Origin of the sequence: Dechloromonas sp. HYN0024 (genome assembly GCF_003441615.1) — a bacterium.
In the GTDB taxonomy this organism is placed as follows: Bacteria; Pseudomonadota; Gammaproteobacteria; order Burkholderiales; family Rhodocyclaceae; genus Azonexus.
Window position 1 is genome coordinate 265,494 of sequence record NZ_CP031842.1, and the last position, 17,115, is coordinate 282,608.

Annotated in this window: 17 protein-coding genes; 11 read left to right on the top strand and 6 right to left on the bottom strand. The window is 59.6% G+C overall.

Translation table 11 applies throughout. The features are described 5' to 3' along the window. Positions 1-113 precede the first annotated feature (113 nt). Positions 114-554 carry a hypothetical protein gene (locus HYN24_RS01265; protein WP_117607594.1) on the bottom strand — a complete coding sequence of 147 codons (441 nt, stop codon included), beginning with the start codon at positions 552-554 and terminating at the stop codon, positions 114-116. Positions 555-713: 159 nt separating this feature from the next. Then, complete coding sequence (locus HYN24_RS01270; protein ID WP_117607595.1) at positions 714-1,388, bottom strand: Crp/Fnr family transcriptional regulator; 675 nt, start codon at positions 1,386-1,388, stop codon at positions 714-716. A 175-nt stretch (positions 1,389-1,563) separates the two neighbouring features. Between HYN24_RS01270 and HYN24_RS01275 the strand changes: the two genes are divergently transcribed. The 10 genes from HYN24_RS01275 (at position 1,564) to HYN24_RS01315 (ending at position 11,488) form a co-directional block, all read left to right on the top strand. After that, a complete protein-coding gene (locus HYN24_RS01275) occupies positions 1,564-3,531 on the top strand; it encodes a long-chain fatty acid--CoA ligase (RefSeq protein ID WP_117607596.1) in 1,968 nt (655 codons plus the stop codon). A gap of 2 nt (positions 3,532-3,533) precedes the next feature. Beyond that, positions 3,534-4,316 (top strand): ABC transporter ATP-binding protein, encoded by a 783-nt coding sequence (locus HYN24_RS01280; protein WP_117607597.1) that lies wholly within the window; start codon positions 3,534-3,536, stop codon positions 4,314-4,316. An 11-nt stretch (positions 4,317-4,327) separates the two neighbouring features. Then, the gene (locus tag HYN24_RS01285) at positions 4,328-5,242 is read left to right on the top strand and encodes a branched-chain amino acid ABC transporter permease (protein ID WP_117607598.1); all 915 of its coding nucleotides are present in this window, start codon (positions 4,328-4,330) and stop codon (positions 5,240-5,242) included. A gap of 12 nt (positions 5,243-5,254) precedes the next feature. Further along, the gene (locus tag HYN24_RS01290) at positions 5,255-6,331 is read left to right on the top strand and encodes a branched-chain amino acid ABC transporter permease (protein WP_117607599.1); all 1,077 of its coding nucleotides are present in this window, start codon (positions 5,255-5,257) and stop codon (positions 6,329-6,331) included. Between the two features lie 63 nt (positions 6,332-6,394). Next, positions 6,395-6,835 carry an ABC transporter substrate-binding protein gene (locus HYN24_RS16250; protein ID WP_256372100.1) on the top strand — a complete coding sequence of 147 codons (441 nt, stop codon included), beginning with the start codon at positions 6,395-6,397 and terminating at the stop codon, positions 6,833-6,835. After that, positions 6,835-7,716: an ABC transporter substrate-binding protein gene (locus HYN24_RS01295; protein ID WP_256372101.1), complete on the top strand. Its 882-nt coding sequence runs from the start codon at positions 6,835-6,837 to the stop codon at positions 7,714-7,716. The genes HYN24_RS16250 and HYN24_RS01295 overlap by 1 nt, the downstream gene beginning before the upstream one ends. 70 nt (positions 7,717-7,786) lie before the next feature. Continuing rightward, positions 7,787-8,617 (top strand): ABC transporter ATP-binding protein, encoded by an 831-nt coding sequence (locus tag HYN24_RS01300; protein ID WP_117607600.1) that lies wholly within the window; start codon positions 7,787-7,789, stop codon positions 8,615-8,617. A gap of 180 nt (positions 8,618-8,797) precedes the next feature. Continuing rightward, positions 8,798-10,027 carry a phenylacetate--CoA ligase family protein gene (locus HYN24_RS01305; RefSeq protein ID WP_117610159.1) on the top strand — a complete coding sequence of 410 codons (1,230 nt, stop codon included), beginning with the start codon at positions 8,798-8,800 and terminating at the stop codon, positions 10,025-10,027. A gap of 14 nt (positions 10,028-10,041) precedes the next feature. After that, positions 10,042-10,542, top strand: coding sequence for a hypothetical protein (locus tag HYN24_RS01310; RefSeq protein WP_117607601.1), 501 nt, complete (start codon positions 10,042-10,044; stop codon positions 10,540-10,542). Between the two features lie 49 nt (positions 10,543-10,591). Further along, a complete protein-coding gene (locus HYN24_RS01315) occupies positions 10,592-11,488 on the top strand; it encodes an AEC family transporter (protein ID WP_117607602.1) in 897 nt (298 codons plus the stop codon). Positions 11,489-11,494: 6 nt separating this feature from the next. On the opposite strand, the gene HYN24_RS01320 is transcribed toward HYN24_RS01315, so the two are convergent. Further along, positions 11,495-11,989, bottom strand: coding sequence for a PhaM family polyhydroxyalkanoate granule multifunctional regulatory protein (locus HYN24_RS01320; RefSeq protein WP_117610160.1), 495 nt, complete (start codon positions 11,987-11,989; stop codon positions 11,495-11,497). Between the two features lie 90 nt (positions 11,990-12,079). Here HYN24_RS01320 and HYN24_RS01325 point away from each other — a divergent pair, with 90 nt between their 5' ends. Next, on the top strand, positions 12,080-12,742 hold the full coding sequence (locus HYN24_RS01325) for a response regulator transcription factor (RefSeq protein WP_117607603.1): 663 nt from the start codon (positions 12,080-12,082) through the stop codon (positions 12,740-12,742). On the opposite strand, the gene HYN24_RS01330 is transcribed toward HYN24_RS01325, so the two are convergent. The 3 genes from HYN24_RS01330 to HYN24_RS01340 all read right to left on the bottom strand — a co-directional run bounded on the left by HYN24_RS01330 (position 12,712) and on the right by HYN24_RS01340 (position 17,102). Next, positions 12,712-14,808 carry an ATP-binding protein gene (locus HYN24_RS01330; protein ID WP_117607604.1) on the bottom strand — a complete coding sequence of 699 codons (2,097 nt, stop codon included), beginning with the start codon at positions 14,806-14,808 and terminating at the stop codon, positions 12,712-12,714. The two genes, HYN24_RS01325 and HYN24_RS01330, sit on opposite strands and share 31 nt — an antisense overlap. Before the next feature lie 5 nt (positions 14,809-14,813). Continuing rightward, positions 14,814-15,563 carry a trans-aconitate 2-methyltransferase gene (locus HYN24_RS01335; RefSeq protein ID WP_117607605.1) on the bottom strand — a complete coding sequence of 250 codons (750 nt, stop codon included), beginning with the start codon at positions 15,561-15,563 and terminating at the stop codon, positions 14,814-14,816. Positions 15,564-15,800: 237 nt separating this feature from the next. Beyond that, positions 15,801-17,102 carry a hypothetical protein gene (locus HYN24_RS01340; protein ID WP_117607606.1) on the bottom strand — a complete coding sequence of 434 codons (1,302 nt, stop codon included), beginning with the start codon at positions 17,100-17,102 and terminating at the stop codon, positions 15,801-15,803. Between the last annotated feature and the right edge of the window lie 13 nt (positions 17,103-17,115).

A 17,115-nucleotide genomic window follows, 5' to 3' on the forward strand; every position in this document is an offset into this window, starting at 1 on the left:
AATTGATCTGGGCATGGAATAAAGGACTTAAAAAGGGGAATCGCAACGCCGGCGCAGGCCGGCGGGAGGAGCAAAACAACACGGCGAGGCTATGTACCTCGCCGTTTTTACGTCTACTTGGCGGGGGCGTTCAGCGTGGCCGCCGGCGCTGCCGGGGTGTTCAGTGGCGGAGCCACGGGCGGCGCAGTCGACACCGGCTGTTCATTGACGGCGCGCACATCGGTGACGAAATACTCGGTTTCACCAAAGCAGTTGGTCGGCACGAACTTGTGCTGCTCGTAACTGAGCACCACGCGCTGTCCAGCCAGTGCATTGATCTTGTTGGCTATCGTTTCTTCCCGCACGGAAAACTCGAAACGATCCGGAATGGCCCCCGGCATGGTGACCATCGCCACCTCGCCTTCCCAGGTCTTGCATAACCAGCCCTTGCGCGACAGCTTCTGGATATAACCGGCCCGCTCACCGTCGGAATAACTCCAGTTCAGGGTCAGCCAGACCCAGGCGACAGCGCCGAGCAGAACGACACCGATGAAGATAAAAAAGGAACGAAGCATGAGGAATCCTGGAAAATTTTTTCAGGTTGCCATTATGACAAAGGAAGGGCGGGGTGTTTGCGACAGATTGGTCGGTGGATATCGCAAATATGAGACGTCAAGTCGGGGTCTTGGCAATGCGCGGGTCATTTTTTCGATGAATGGCCGGCCGCCTGATCGTCAGTCCCCGAACGTCCGCAGCCCATCAAGATCCAGAATATTGATCCCGCCATATTCACTACGTACCAGCCCCGCATCTTCCAGCACCTTCAGCGCCTGATTGGCCCTCTGTCGGGAAACGCCGGCGAGATAGCCGAGTTCTTCCTGCGAGATTTGCAGCAGGCGGTTGGTGCCGGGGTAGAGCACGGGGTTGAAGAGGGCGGCGAGGCCGCGCGCGATGCGGGCGTCGGTGTCGAGCATGCGCTCGTTTTCTATCATGCCGATGAACTGGCCGAGGCGCTCGTTGAGCTGGGCGATCATGTAGCGGTTGAAGGGAATACTGTGGTCGAGCAGCCACAGGAAGGTGCTGCGGCTCATGAAGGCGACACGGGTTTCGCGCAGGGCCATGACGTCGTAGCGGCGCACTTCGCTTTTGAGCAGCGAGCCTTCGCCGAACCAGCCGCCGGTGCTGATGCCGGTCAGTGAGGTGGTTTTGCCGGTCGTCCAGTGGCTGGCCATTTTGCCCAGCCCGTCGATGACGCCCATCCAGTAGTCGACCGGTTCGCCCTTCATGCAGATGAAGGCGCCGGGCGCGAAGCTGCGCTCGAAGGTGCCGGCCAGCGCCTTGTTCATTTCCTCGGCGGTTAGCGTCGGCCCCCAGACGGAGGTGCGAAGGAGTTCTTCGGCGTTCTTCAATTTATTTTCTCGATTGTCTGCCGGATGACAATTATACGGCGGACAGGTGCATACACTGGCTCGCAAAGTGAGAGACTGTCCGGGTGCTGCAAGGTCTGTGTAAGGCAGCAGCCCCCACAATGATTCAAACGAACGTTAGACCGCGGACAACGAGACGCGGCGGAGGAGACTAAGAATGCCCACGCAGGCGAATTTCGCCGCGCTGGATGGTTTGCATACCTTCCCGCGGCTACTGTTTCATCACGCAAGCATCCGGCCGAATGCGCCGGCCATGCGCGAAAAATATCTCGGTATCTGGCAGACCTGGACGTGGGCCGACGTTGCCGAACGCGTCCGTGCGCTGGCCTGTGGGTTGTCTTCGCTCGGTTTCAAGCGTGGCGACAACCTGGCCATCATCGGTGACAACCGGCCGCATCTTTACATGATGATGACGGCTGCCCAGTGTCTGGGTGGTGTGCCGGTGCCGCTGTATCAGGATGCCGTGGCCAACGAAATGCTCTTCGTCCTGCAGGATGCCGGCATTCGCTTTGTCGTCGTCGAGGATCAGGAGCAGGTCGACAAGATGCTGGAAATCAGCGATCAGGTCGGTACCCTTGAGCACATCATTTACGACGATCCGCGCGGCATGCGGCATTACACCCAGCCCTTCCTGCACGACATCCATGAACTCATGGAAATGGGGCGGATTCATGATCGCAACCATACGTCCTTCCTGAATGCGGAAGTCGAGCTCGGCCATTTCGACGACACCTCGGTCATGCTCTACACCTCGGGCACCACCGGCAAGCCGAAGGGCGTCTGCCAGACCCACGCGGCCTTCATCGCGGCCGCCCAGGGTGGGGTCCAGGTCGACAGGCTGGACGCCGATGGCGACATCCTTTCCTATCTGCCCATGGCCTGGGTGGGTGATCACCTGTTCTCCTACGCCCAGGCGCTGGTTGCCGGTTTCACCATCAATTGTCCGGAGTCTGGCGACACGGTCATGAGCGACCTGCGCGAAATCGGCCCGACCTGCTATTTTGCCCCGCCCCGCGTTTTCGAAAGCCTGCTGACCTCGGTGATGATCCGCATGGAGGACGCGGGCAAGATCAAACAGAAAATGTTCCACCACTTCATGGCCGTGGCCAAGCGTTGCGGTTCCGATATCCTCGATGGCAAGTCGGTCGGATTGGCTGACCGCTTCCAGTACTGGCTCGGCAACCTGCTGGTCTATGGCCCGCTGCGCAACGTTCTCGGCATGAGCCGCATCAAGGTCGCCTACACGGCCGGCGCGGCGATTGGGCCGGAGCTGTTCCGCTTCTACCGTTCGATGGGCATCAATCTCAAACAGTTCTATGGACAGACCGAAACCTGCGCCTATGTCTGCCTGCAGCCGGATGGGCAGATCAAGTTCGATTCGGTCGGCCAGCCGGCGCCGGGCGTCGAGATCAAGATTGCCGACAACGGCGAGGTACTGGTCAAGGGGCCGATGCTGCTCAAGGAGTATTACAAGCGCCCAGATGCCACGGCCGAATCGTTGAATGCCGATGGTTACTTCATGACCGGCGATGCCGGCTTCCTCGATGAAGACGGTCACCTGAAGATCATTGACCGGGCCAAGGACGTCGGCAAGCTGACCAACGGGGCGATGTTCGCGCCCAACTACATCGAGAACAAGCTGAAGTTCTTCCAGCATGTGAAGGAGGCCGTCTGTTTCGGTCACGACCGCGACATGGTCTGCGCCTTCATCAACATCGATGTCAGTGCCGTCGGCAACTGGGCCGAACGTCGCGGCATCGCCTACTCGGGTTACGCCGACCTGGCCGGCAAGCCGGAAGTGCTGGAACTGCTCCGTGAATGCGTCGAACAGGTCAATGCCGATCTGGTGCACGACAGCATGGTGGCCGACTCGCAGATTCATCGCTTCCTGGTCCTGCACAAGGAACTCGATCCGGATGACGACGAACTGACGCGGACGCGCAAGGTGCGTCGCAATTTCGTGGCTGAAAAATACAAGGTGCTGATCGATGCGCTCTATGAGGGCAAGGCGAATCAGTTCATCGAAACCGAGGTCAAGTTCGAGGATGGCCGGCGCGGCAAGGTGTCGGCCGACCTCAGTATCATCGATGCGAAGACCTTTCCGATCGTGAAAAAGGCTGCCTGAACATGTCCAAGAAAATAGGCGACGTCATTCTCGACCTGCAGAATATTTCCCTGCGCTTCGGCGGCGTCAAGGCGCTGACCGACATTTCCTTCAATGTCCGCCAGCACGAGATCCGCGCCATCATCGGCCCGAACGGCGCTGGCAAGAGCTCGATGCTCAACGTCATCAATGGTGTCTACCACCCGCAGGAAGGCAAGATCTTCTGGCACGGTAACGAGCGCAAGCGCATGGAGCCGCACATGGCGGCCCAGCAGAACATTGCCCGCACCTTCCAGAATATCGCCCTGTTCAAGGGTATGACCGTGCTCGACAACATCATGACCGGGCGCATCACCAAGATGAAGGCCAACTTCCTTGAGCATGCGCTGTGGTTCGGCCGTGCCAAGAACGAGGAGTTGGAACATCGCAAGAAGGTGGAGGAGGTCATCGACTTCCTCGAAATCCAGCACATCCGTAAAACGCCGGTTGGTCGGCTGCCCTACGGCCTGCAAAAGCGCGTCGAACTCGGTCGTGCCCTGGCTGCAGAACCGTCGATGCTGCTTCTCGACGAGCCGATGGCTGGCATGAACGTCGAAGAAAAGCAGGATATGTGTCGTTTCATCCTCGATGTGAACGACCAGTTCGGCACCACCATCGTTCTCATCGAACACGACATGGGCGTGGTGATGGACATTTCCGATCGCGTCGTCGTCCTCGATTACGGCAAGAAGATCGGCGATGGCGTACCGGACGACGTTAAAAATAACGAAGACGTGATCAAAGCCTATCTGGGCGCTGGTCACTAGGAGACGGGGACATGAATTTCTTTTTCGAAGTCCTGATCGGTGGTCTGCTGTCCGGCGTCATGTATGCGCTGGTGGCCCTCGGTTTCGTGATGATTTACAAAGCCTCCGGCGTATTCAATTTCGCTCAGGGTGCCATGGTCTATCTGGCGGCGCTGTCGGTCGTCGGCTGCATGGAGAAGGGGGCGCCGCTGTGGCTGGCGATCATTCTCGCCTTCATCATCATGACGCTGTTCGGCATTGCGACTGAAAAGTTCGTTCTGCGCAAACTGGTCAATCAGCCGCCCATTGCGCTGTTCATGGCGACCATCGGTCTGGCCTTTTTCATCGAAGGTGTGGCGCCGATGATTTTCGGCAGCGAGCCGCGGGCGCTTGAACTGGGCATCGTCGACGAGCCGATTCCCTGGGTTCTCGACAACTGGAACATGGTCATTTCCAAGTTCGACCTCGTAGCCGCTGGTGTCGCTGCCGTGCTCGTCGCCACGCTCGCCCTGTTCTTCCAGTACACCCGCATCGGCCGGGCGCTGCGGGCGGTGGCGGACGATCATCAGGCAGCGTTGTCGATCGGTATCCCGCTGCAGAACATCTGGGCAATCGTCTGGGGCGTGGCTGGCTTCGTGGCTCTGGTGGCCGGCATGATGTGGGGTGCCCGCAATGGTGTGCAGTTTGCGCTCACTTTCACGGCGCTCAAGGCACTGCCTGTGTTGATCCTTGGCGGCTTCACCTCAGTGCCGGGCGCCATTGTCGGCGGCCTGATCATCGGCGCCTCCGAAAAGCTGGCTGAAATCTACATTCCACCCGTCATGCAGGACCTGTTTGGGGGCAATTTTGGCGGTATCGAAGGCTGGTTCCCTTACGTACTCGCCCTGCTATTCCTGCTCGTTCGCCCCGAAGGTCTCTTCGGCGAACGCCATATCGACCGGGTTTAAGGGAGAAAACACATGCTTTACCGTGAAGCCGGTCAATTCAAGACGACCTACGCCGCCGACCAGCAACTGTTTCCGATCCGCCAGGACCGGATCGGGGTCATCACCCTGCTTATCGTTGCTTTTCTTGGGGTGCCGATGTTTGCCAGTGAATACTGGTTCTCGGCCATCCTCATCCCCTTCCTGATCTTTGCTCTGGCGGCGCTTGGCCTCAACATCCTGACCGGTTACGCCGGGCAGTTGTCGCTCGGTTCGGCCGCCTTCATGGCGGTTGGTGCTTACGCCGCCTACAACTTCCAGTTGCGTATCGAAGGCATACCCATTCTCGTCTCCTTCGCTTTGGCCGGCCTGACTGCAGCCGGCGTCGGCATCCTGTTTGGCTTGCCATCACTGCGCATCAAAGGTTTTTATCTGGCAGTGGCGACTTTGGCGGCGCAGTTCTTTATCGTCTGGTGCCTGACCAAGTTTCCCTGGCTGTCGAACAATTCATCGTCCGGGGTCATTTCGACCCAGCAACTGATTTTCTTCGGCCATGAACTGAAGACCCCGGTCGAGAAATACCTGCTGGTCCTGTCCATCGTCGTTGTCCTCGCCCTGGCTGCCAAGAACATGGTCCGCTCGACGACGGGCCGAGCGTGGATGGCGGTGCGCGATATGGACGTGGCTGCCTCGGTGATCGGTATCAAGCTGATGCCGACCAAGTTGCTGGCCTTTGCCGTCAGTTCCTTTTACTGCGGTGTGGCTGGTGCCATGTACGCCTTCTGCTATCTCGGCTCGGTCGAACCGGATGGCTTCTCGCTCGAAATGTCCTTCAAGATTCTGTTCATGATCATTATCGGCGGGGTTGGTTCGATCATGGGTAGCTTCCTCGGCGCGGCCTTCATCCTGCTGCTGCCCATCTTTCTTGATATTGCCCTGCCGTTCTTTGCCGATCTGTTCGGGCTGCCGTTTTCCAGCGCCACCGTGTCGCATATTCAAATTACGGTGTTCGGGGCGCTGATCATGTTCTTCCTGATCGTCGAGCCGCACGGGCTGGCCCGTTTGTGGCAGATCGCCAAGGAGAAGCTTCGCTTGTGGCCGTTCCCGCACTAGGAATGACTGTGGTTCAAGCGGTGGGGCCCCGCCGCTTGTTGTATTAACTGGAGGAGACATTCAATGATCAAAAAATTCAAACCTGCTGTTGCCGTCGCTGCGGTATCCATGGCCATGCTGTCCCAGTTTGCCGTGGCTGCCGAAGAACAGTTCTTTCCGCTGATTGACTACCGGGTCGGTCCTTATGGCTCCAACGGCCAGGCCTTCTATGGTGGTTTCATCGACTACCTCAACTACGTCAACATCAAGGAAAAGGGCGTCAACGGCGTCCAGATGACCTACGAAGAGTGCGAAACGGAATACAACAACGCCAAGGGCGTCGAGTGCTACGAGCGCCTCAAGAGCAAAGCTGCAAAGTCGGCCGGCCCGCTGCACACGATGTCGACCGGCATCTCCTACGCCCTGATCGACAAGTCGGCTCAGGACAAGCTGCCCTTGGCCATGATGGGCTACGGCCGCACCGATGCGGTTGACGGCTCGGTCTTCCCCTACGCCTTCCCCTAGTGACGACGTACCAGATGCAGGCCTCGGCTATCGTCAAGTTCCTCAAGGACAAGAATGGCGGCAGCCTAGCTGGCAAGAAGATCGTTTATCTGTATCACGACTCGGCCTATGGCAAGGAAGCGATCGTTGCGCTGAATGCCGAAGCCTCGCTCAACAAGTTCGAGATGGTGCAGATTCCGGTTGCCCACCCGGGTAACGAGCAGGGCGCGCAGTGGCTCAAGATTCGCCAGGAAAAGCCAGATTTCGTTATTTTCTGGGGCTGGGGCGTGATGAACCAGACGGCGCTCAAGGCTGCCCAGAAGGTCGGCTTCCCGCGGGAAAAGATGATCGGTTCGTGGTGGACCGGTTCGGAAGAAGACGTCGTGCCGGCCGGCGATGCCGCCAAGGGCTATATGGCTGCAACGTGGAACGTCGCCGGGACGCAGGTGCCGGTCATCGCCGATATCGAGAAGGTGGTTTACGGTGCCGGCAAGGGCAATATGCAGGACAAGACGAAGATCGGGACCATCCTCTATAACCGTGGCGTATCCGCTGCCGTCCTGTCGGTCGAGGCCATTCGCAAGGGCCAGGAAAAATATGGCAAGGGCAAGGCACTCAATGGCGAGCAGACCCGCTGGGCGCTGGAAAATCTCAACATCACCGATGCCCGTCTGAAGACGCTGGGTGCCACCGATCTGTTGCCGGAAATCAAGACCTCCTGCGACAACCACGAAGGCTCTGGCAAGGTGAAAATCCAGCAGTGGGATGGTGCCAAGTGGGTACCGGTGTCCGGTTGGATCGAGGGTAACAAGGGCCTCATCCACCCGCTCTTCCAGGCTTCTGCCAAGCAGTACGCCAAGGAAAAGGGCATCACGCCGCGCGATTGCTCCAAGGAAAAATGAGACGTCAGGAGAAAAGGGTGGGGGCGCGAGCCCTCGCTCTTTCTCTCCGTCCCATGAATCGGACAGACTTATGACCACACAAACTGCCGCTGCTGCGGTCGACAACTACCTGAGCATCAATAATATCGAGGTCATTTATGACCACGTGATACTGGTGCTCAAAGGGGTTTCGCTCAATGTGCCGAAAGGCAAGATCGTCGCCTTGCTGGGGGCCAATGGCGCCGGAAAGTCTACGACCCTGAAGGCGATTTCCAACCTCCTGCATGCCGAGCGCGGCGATGTGACCAAGGGTTCGGTCGAGTACAAGGGTGATCGCATTGATCAGCTGACACCTAACGAGCTGGTCAAGCGCGGCGTCATCCAGGTCATGGAAGGGCGGCATTGCTTTGGCCACCTGACCATCGAGGAAAACCTGCTGACCGGCGCCTACACGCGCAGCATTTCGCGGGCCGAGTTGAAGGACAGTCTGGAAAAGGTTTATCACTATTTTCCCCGCCTCAAGACGCGGCGTACCTCGCAGGCCGGCTACACCTCCGGTGGCGAGCAGCAGATGTGCGCCATTGGCCGTGCCCTGATGGCCAAGCCGGAGATGATCCTGCTTGACGAGCCGTCGATGGGCCTGGCGCCGCAGATTGTTGAAGAGATTTTCGAGATCGTCAAAGACCTCAATTCCCGCGAGAACGTCAGCTTCCTGCTGGCCGAGCAGAACACCATGGTTGCCCTGCGCTATGCCGATTTCGGCTACATCCTGGAAAACGGGCGGGTGGTCATGGAAGGCAATGCGGAAGACCTGCGGACGAATGAAGACGTCAAAGAGTTTTATCTGGGACTCAGTTCGGCCGGGAGAAAGTCCTTCAAGGACGTAAAGCACTACCGTCGCCGCAAACGCTGGCTATCTTAGTCGGTTGCAGTGCGCGTTCCATGGCGGCGTTGTCGGCCGGCTTGTTGGCGGGAGCCAACGGCGCCGGTCTCCGTCTTGCCCTGAAACGCTACTTTGCAACCGAGGACTATGCGCCTCGTGACCGGGAAACCCAAAATCTGAAGCGCCATGGGCAACCGCGAAAATACGGAGAAATTTGAAATGAGCTATTACGATCCGCTGGAAACCCGCGACCCGGACGAGCGCGAGGCTGATCTGATGGACAAGCTGGCGCGTCAGGTAGCGCATGCCAAGGAAACGACGCATTACTATTTTCAGTCGCTGGCCGGGGTTAATCCTTTTGAGTGCGCGACGCGCGAGGCACTTGCGAAATTGCCCCTGACCCGCAAGCGCGATCTCATCGAATTGCAGAAAAAGACGCCACCCTTCGGCGGTCTCAATGCCTTGCCCCGACACAAGGCCAAGCGGGTCTTCGCATCGCCAGGGCCGATCTACGAAATGCAGGGCCGGGACACAGATCCCTGGCGCATGGCGCGGGTACTATACGCGGCTGGCTTTCGCGATGGCGATCTGGTGCACAACTGCTTTTCCTACCATTTCACGCCGGGTGCTTTTCTCATGGAGGGCGGAGCCCGCAAGCTCGGCTGCGCTGTTTTTCCCGGCGGTACCGGGCAGACCGAGCAACAGGTCCAGGCCATGGTCGATCTCAAGCCGGAGGCGTATACCGGGACACCTTCCTTTCTTCGCATCATTGTCGAGAAGGCCGAGGAAATGGGCGCTGACATTGGCTCGCTGCGCAAGGCCTGCGTGTCCGGCGAGGCGCTGCCCGGGGTTACTCGCCAGTGGCTCGGCGAGCGCGGCATTACGGTACGCCAGTGTTACGCCACCGCTGACATTGGTGCCATCGCCTACGAAACCGATGCGGAAGAGGGCATGGTTGTCGAGGAGGGGGTACTCGTTGAAATCGTCCGTCCCGGTACTGGCGATCCGGTCGAGCCGGGTGAAGTTGGCGAAGTCGTGGTGACCACCTTTGATCCCGATTATCCCTTGATCCGCTTCGCCACCGGCGATCTCTCGGCCATCCTGCCTGGTCGCTCCCCCTGTGGACGTAGCAACATCCGGCTCAAGGGCTGGATGGGCCGGGCTGATCAGACGACCAAGATCAAGGGTATGTTCGTCCATCCCGAGCAGGTGGCCCAGATTGCCAGCCGGCATCCGGAAATCCATCGCATGCGTCTGGTTGTCGACAATCCCGGCGGGCAGGACCGCATGGTCCTCCATTGCGAGATTGAGGCAGGACATGAGGTGCTCGACAAGGCCTTGGTGACCAGTCTGCGTGAGGTCACCAAATTGCGTGGCGAAGTGGCATTTATTACGCCGGGGGGCTTGCCCAACGACGGGAAGGTGATTGAAGATAGCCGGACCTATTGAGCCGGAAAATTGCCATGCGAATTCTCCTTGTTGCGCTCGCTTGCCTGACGCTGTCAGCGCAAGCTGCCGAGCCGGCGCTACGGCCCTCGGCCCGGCTGTTGTTCAAGCAGCCAGAACTGCTGCGGACCGGTCACTGCGTTCGCTACGAGGAAGGCGGGGCCGGCTGGGTGGCAACTGATCCGGTCTTTTTCCTCAAGGGAGAGGTGCTGGCTGCCGACGTTCGTACCCGCCATCTGGGGAAATGTCCGGTCGTGTCGGGTAAAACGCTCCTGCAGTACAGCCGGGATGAGTTCAATCGCCATGTGCTGACATCACCCTGTGTTTCAGCCGATGCACCAGAACGGGATGAGCAGATTGGCGTGGTCCGTATGCGCGTCATCGACTGGGAGACGCCACATGCCAGAAAAGCCGAGAATGGCGGACGCCTGTATCGCGGCATGTTTATCGGGCAAAAGCTTGAAAAAGGTATTGAAGTCGAACTCGAGGCTGACCTCCTGAGCGTTTGTCCAGAGTGATGCGTGACCGCGCCGGGGCGCGGCATGCGGCAATCGCCGACCGGCCCTTATGAACACCGCCTTGCTGCTTCTCCCGGACTTTGCCCTGATCCTGCTGGGTGTGGCCATCCGTCGCTGGATGCAGCTGGGCGACCATTTCTGGAACGGCGTCGAGAAGCTGGTGTATTTCATCCTCTTTCCCGCGCTGCTCATCAACGCCATCATCAAGACCCGGCTTGATATCGGCGCCGCACTCCCTGTTCTGGCTACGGCACTGGCAGCGATGGGGGCGGGCATGTTGCTGGGCATTGTGCCTCGATTGTTCATCCGGCTGCCGGCCTTGACCTTCGCCTCAATGTTCCAGTGCGCCTACCGTTTTAATTCCTACATTGCGCTGGCGGTTGCCGGCATGCTCTTCGGTTCGCCGGGCATCGCCACGATGGGGCTGATAGTCGGCGCTGCAGTACCTTTTGCCAATCTGGTTTCCGTGTGGATGCTGGCGCGCCATGGCGAGGTCGGCCTGTGGCGCGAAGTGGCACGCAATCCACTGATCTGGGGGACGGCTGCCGGCTTTCTCCTCAATCTGGCCGGATTCGTGCCACCGGCACCTCTGCAGGCTTTTCTGGGACGGTTGGCCGATGCGTCGATCGCGCTTGGCCTGATTACCGTGGGGGCGGCATTGCGTCTGGAAAGTACCCCGGAAGTGCGCTGGCTTTCCCTCTGGCTGGTGGCGGTCAAGTTGCTGGCTTTGCCTTTGGTTGCCATCGGCGTCGGTACGCTGCTCGGCCTGTCCGGGCTCAACTATCAGGTGGTGGTGCTTTTTGCCGCACTGCCGACGGCCTCATCGGCCTATATTCTGGCCATGCGCATGGGGGGCGATGGCAGGAGCGTGGCCTGGCTGATTTCGGCGACGACGCTCGGTTCGATGCTCACGCTGCCGCTCTGGGCAGCGTGGCTGGCCTCCTAGTTCTAACTATTTCTTGGCGGCCGGGCGCTTCGCCTTCGGCTGCGTAGCGGCTTCGGCAGCAGCAGCCTGGGCGGCTGCCTCGGCACTTTGCTGCATCTGCTCACGCATCTGCTGCATCATCTGCCAGGGCCACATGGCCGCATCAGAAATGGGGCTGTTTTCCGGATGAATGGCACCCTGGAAGAAATTCGGCTGGGCAGCGGCCGGGGGCGCTTCGGGGGCTGCTTCAGGCGTCATCGACTTGGCGGATTCCGAGGCCATTTTGCCCATCGCCTGCACAGCGCCAACCGTGGTCCGTTGCATTTCAAGACCCTGGATGGTCATCTGCAGCATTGACAGGTTCATGCGCAGCCAGCCTTCGACTGCCTTCATGTCCTTGATGCGCTTGTCGAGCTCTTCGACATCGAATGTTGGTGCGACCATGCCGGGAAGGGAGAAGCCCATATTGCCCCACATGTTTCGCATGAAATTGAGCGGGTCGTGTACCTGATTGTCGGACATCTCGTTCTCCTTCGCGTTGTATCTCATTATCTTAAACCACTTATTAAGGCAAAAATGATAAATTGCTAATCTATCGAACAAGGGGGACCTATGTTGAAGCTGTTGGTGGTAGAAGATCACGCGCTGGTTCGGGAGGGTTTGGTGCGCTTGCTCGGTCAGGTTGAACCGGGGGCGCAGGTGCACGAGAGCGGGGACTTCGAGTCGGCGCTGAACGTCCTGGATGGCGAGGGTGAGTTTGATCTGGTATTGCTCGATCTCGCTTTACCCGGCATTGATGGTTTTGCCGGCCTGGATATCCTGCGCCGGCGTTACCCGGCGATGCCGGTGGCCGTGGTGTCGGCTTTCGACGATATGCCGACGATCACCCGGGTCCTCAATCTCGGGGCTTCCGGCTTCATTCCCAAGGCCTTTTCCGGCGAAGCGCTTCTGGCCGCGGTGCGCGATGTTCTGGCGGGCAACATTTTCCGGCCGGCCGGTCAGCTGGTGTCGCAAATGGACGATATGACGCCGGTTGCACCGTCGAAAATGAGTGTGCGGCCAGACGAAATCGGCCTGACCGATCGCCAGGGCCAGGTCCTCGGACTCATGGTACGCGGCATGTCGAATCGCGATATCGCCGAACAGCTGGGGTTGTCCGAAGGCACCGTCAAGATTCACGCGACGGCAGTATTCAAGGCCCTCGGGGTCAGCAGCCGGACTCAGGCGCTGGTCGCCGTGGCCCGTTATGGCATCGATTTCGAAAGCGTCTTCTGAAGTTGATTGATTAGCGCCCGCAGTTTGGCCGGGCGCACCGACGTTGGAAGAAGGTGGGCTCCGGGGGGCAGGGGTTCTCCACCTGTGTCGGCCAGAACGATCAGGGGGTTGCCGGTGGCCTGTGCAGCGCTGAGGGTTTCGGCCTCGCCCCCGTCAATGATGAGCACGGCATTTTTTGGGAGCGCCTGGGTCGCTTCGCCACGGGCGGTGCTGACGGCGTAGCCCCAGCTCTTGAGAAGTTCGATGCAGGCCTGCATGTCTTCCGAGTCGCCCATGCAATGCACGCTGTCCCCCGATGGTGGCTGGCTCGCCGGTTGATCGGCTTCGGCCAGCGGTGAGGCGGCGGCAAGGCGTAATGAAAAGGTGGTTCCCTCGCCGACCCGTGAGCGCAGTGCAACCTGAATGTCGAGTGCGCGTGCCAGTCGGTCGACGATGGAAAGTCCGAGACCCAATCCCTTGTTGTGTTCCCGTGCCGTGTTGCCGACCTGATAAAACTCGGCAAAGATCGCGGCCTGATGCTCGCGGGCGATGCCGATGCCACTGTCGCGCACTTCGATCAGGATCTGATCGCCGCGCCGTCGGGCGGAGACAAGAACACGGCCTCCGGGTGAGGTGTAGCGCAGGGCATTGGAAACCAGATTGGCGATCATCCGGTCGACCAGCAGCGGATCAGTATTGGCCCATAGTTCGGTAGGGCGGAAGCGCAGCGCGATATTGCGATCAGCAGCGGCCCGCCGGAAGGAGTTGTTGATCCGTTCGAACAGCGGCTGAAGCGGGAAAGGTCGGCGATCCGGCTTGATCCCCGCGACATCGAGGCGGGAAATGTCGAGGAGTGAGTCGAGCAGTTCGCCGAGCATGCTGGTCGATGCCGCGATCTGTTCGGCCAGTCGTGGCAGTTCGGTGGGCGTTCGGCCATGACGGACCTGACGTTGAAGATCGGCCGAAAAGAGTGAAAGGGCGTGCAGTGGCTGTCGCAGGTCGTGACTGGCGGCGGCGAGAAAGCGGCTTTTTGCCGTGTTGGCGCGTTCGGCTGCATCCTTTTGGCCGGCCAGTTCGACGGTTGCTGCGCGGATACGTTCTTCGAGATGGTCGTGACTGGCGGCAAGCTCTGCCGTCATGGTCGACATGTCGCGCATCTGGCGGCGGACGAGCAGGGCGCCGACGAGGAGCACAACGGTGACCAGCAAGCCGAGCGTGGACAGTTCGAAGAGACGGCTGTGCCAGGCAGTCAGCAAGGTTTTTTCAGGGATGGCGGTGAGGATGTGCAGGTCGGAAAAACCGGGTACGCCGGATATCGAGACGAGCAGCCCATTGCTTCGGGCCATCCCGTTTGCGAGGGTCAGGTTGCGCAATTTCCCGTCAAACAGCGCATTGCCCGCCTGGGCGCCGAGGATGGATGATTGCCGGCTCAGATCACTGGGGCGGCAGGAGGCGATGATCGCACCCTGGGCATTGGTCAGTACCGCTTCCGAATCGTCGGTCAGCCGGTTTGGCCAGCAAAAATCCTGCAGGTAGGCGGGTTCGATGGTGGCGAAAGCAACGCCGGTGAAGGTGCCCTTGTCTCCGGTCAGGCGGCGAGCCAGCGCGTAGGTGTAGTGACCGGAATTACGGCTGACGTAGGGGCCGAAAGTGGTCGCCTCGGCACCCTTTTCAAGGGTGATGAAGTAGGGGCGATCCTTGACGCTGATGAGCGGCGTCGGAAACTGGGTGGAAATGAAACGCTGGTTGCCCTGCCGGTCAAAAACGATCAGGTCGCGCAACTGCGGCATGGCTCGCGAGTGGCGCTGGGCGACATATTCCCAACCTTTGGCCGAACTCCAGTCCTCCCAGTCGCGACGGTTGTGCGACAGGTCAGTGGCTGTCTCCCGGAGGAGGACGTCGACGGCCTCGAAGCTGCGTGCGGTGTGCTCGGCCATCATGATGCCGAAGTGCTGCAGGCGACGTTCGCCGGCTTCGATGTCGTTATGGCGGGCCAGGGTCAGGTCGACAAGAAAGACCAGGAGCACTATCAGCGTGCTGGCCAGGGCGACAGTCAGCGCAAGGGTCTCAGGCTTTCTCGTCAGCATCTTGGCTAGAGCTGGTAGCAATAGAGCGGCCGGGGGGGCACGCAGTCAACGTCAATGATGCGATCCGGTGCGACCCCGGGAACCGGAAAAGTATTGCTGATGAAGAGGCTACCGGCTGGCATTTCGGCCCTGACCTTATCCCATAGTCGAGGCATTGGTGCTGGTGAGAGAAAGGCGTATACGACGTCGTAATCGTTCAACGGGGTCTGCCACAGATCGTCCCAGCGCCAGCGAATGTTGGGGCGGCCGAGGCTAAAGAATCGGCCGACCAGCCAGGTCAGCGGGGCGTTCTCGACGCCGGTGAATCGGCTGTCGGGGAGTGCGTCGGCGAGCGGTACAGTGGTGCTGCCGAGGCCGGCGCCAAGGTCAAGGAAGCGGCTGGGTCCTCGCTCGGCCAGTAGTTCGGCCAGCGCGCCGACGGTCTGCCGGTTCGACAGGTAGAGCGGAACCTGCCCGGAGAGCGCGCCGCGAAAGACAAGCAGGAGCAGAATGGCCCCGAAGAGGAACCAGTTGGGGTCAATGGCCTGGGTGTGGGTGAACCAGACGAGCGGCATGAAGCCGGCGTGAATGACCCGCCACCACCAGGGCTGACGCGACAGCGTTGCAAAAAACAGGGCGACGCCCCCAATAGCGAGGCTGGTTTCCAGCCACGGCAGGGCGCTGGCCTGCCAGCCGTAATAGGGCCAGGCAATGGACAAAACCAGAATGACGGCTGCGCCTTGCAGGGCGAACTGGCGTTTGGGTGTTGAGGACATCTGCCAATTTTATGCCATCAAGGCCGATCTCGCCCCTTCTCTCTCAGGCTCCGCCGGCGCTGCCGCCCGGTAGACCTTTGAGTCGGAGGCACGGGTTGCGGCTGGGGCGACCGCAGATGGAGGCCTAGGGGCAGGGATGGAGTCGTCGCGGCGATACTGGGGACCCGCCGAGTTGCCTAGGGAAAAGCAGTGCCGGAATGCTGCGGCAGTAACTGGGACAACATTTCAGGGAAGGGGTCAGGTGAGGAATTTGGTGGCCTGATCAAGATCCTGGTGAGTATGCCCTTCATACAGCGCGGAGACGAATTTTCGCCAGACCAGATCTGGTTCGCCAATGCGGAAGCCGCAGTAGTATTGATCGTTGGCGTCGATTTCCTGAACGGCCTGGACGGTCAGGCGGGAGACTTCATTGAGGCCGAGCCGGACGGTGGCGGTGAGCCATACATTGGCGGGAATCTGCCGGTCAATTCTGGCCCGGAAACCAAAGCGGGCGATCTCGATGATTTCGATATTGATCGGTTTCTCGAAGAGCGTTGTCGCATTGCTCAGGCGTCCAGGACACTTGACCGAAAAGCGTCGGTGCTGGCGAATTTTTTTGGCCGCCCCATGGGTGGGGAGTTTCGGGAGAATGCCGGAATAAGCTGGCAGATCATAGATCAGGTGGAGTAGCGATTTTTTGCGATCACTCAGCTTGTCGAAGACCTGCGTTTTCTGGTTGAAGAAGTAGTCGATCAGATCGGGGGTCAATACCGGGTCGTTGGTGGTGAAAAACCGGCGGTTGGGAATCTGGATGTTGGCCAGCCGGGTTTCAACAAAATAATGGTAAAGATTGCGGTTGGGCGGTTTCCCGGCATAGGTCTGGCGCATTTTCTCCGGTGCATGCTTGAGGTCGAGTGTGGCGCCGATGGCCGGCGCACCATTCACAAAGTCGTATTTCTCGACGACGTTGGCGGCCAGGCGCTTGAAGAAGAGCAGCGACTCGTACATCTCGATATGGCGGGGATTGACGGCAATGACCAGGTGGCGGGTATCGAAGAAGGTCGTGCAGTATTCGTACATGAACTTCATCAGGGGGAAAAGAATGGTTCCCCCGGTCCGCCGGAAGCGCCGATGTACGGCGAGGGCCGAAACTTCGGCGATATTGCCTTTTTTCTCGCGGACGCTGGTCAGGTCGAAGATGTGCTGAAGCGGAAAGCCGATGGCACTTTCCCGGATCAGTGAAAGCGTGCCAACGACCTGGTCGTCGAGTTTGGCGCAGAGGGTCGTGGTGGTCGGCAGGGCGTGATAAAGCGTGACCCGCATGCCGGAAGGATCCGGCGTCATGAAGCCACTGCTGACATAAGCGTCGTGCAGGAGCTTGAAACAGGCTTCGAGTTCCTCGCGGGTTTCGGCGATTTTGAGAACCAGACGTTTGTTCGGTTCGGGATCGCAGTCGATGAAGGAACGATAGACGTTGTGACGGCTCTTCTGTGGCAGCAAGGAGAAGATCTTGCGGGCAGTCTTGCTGAAATAGAAACGCAAACGGGCGAGGGCCGGCATCAATGACTCTGGG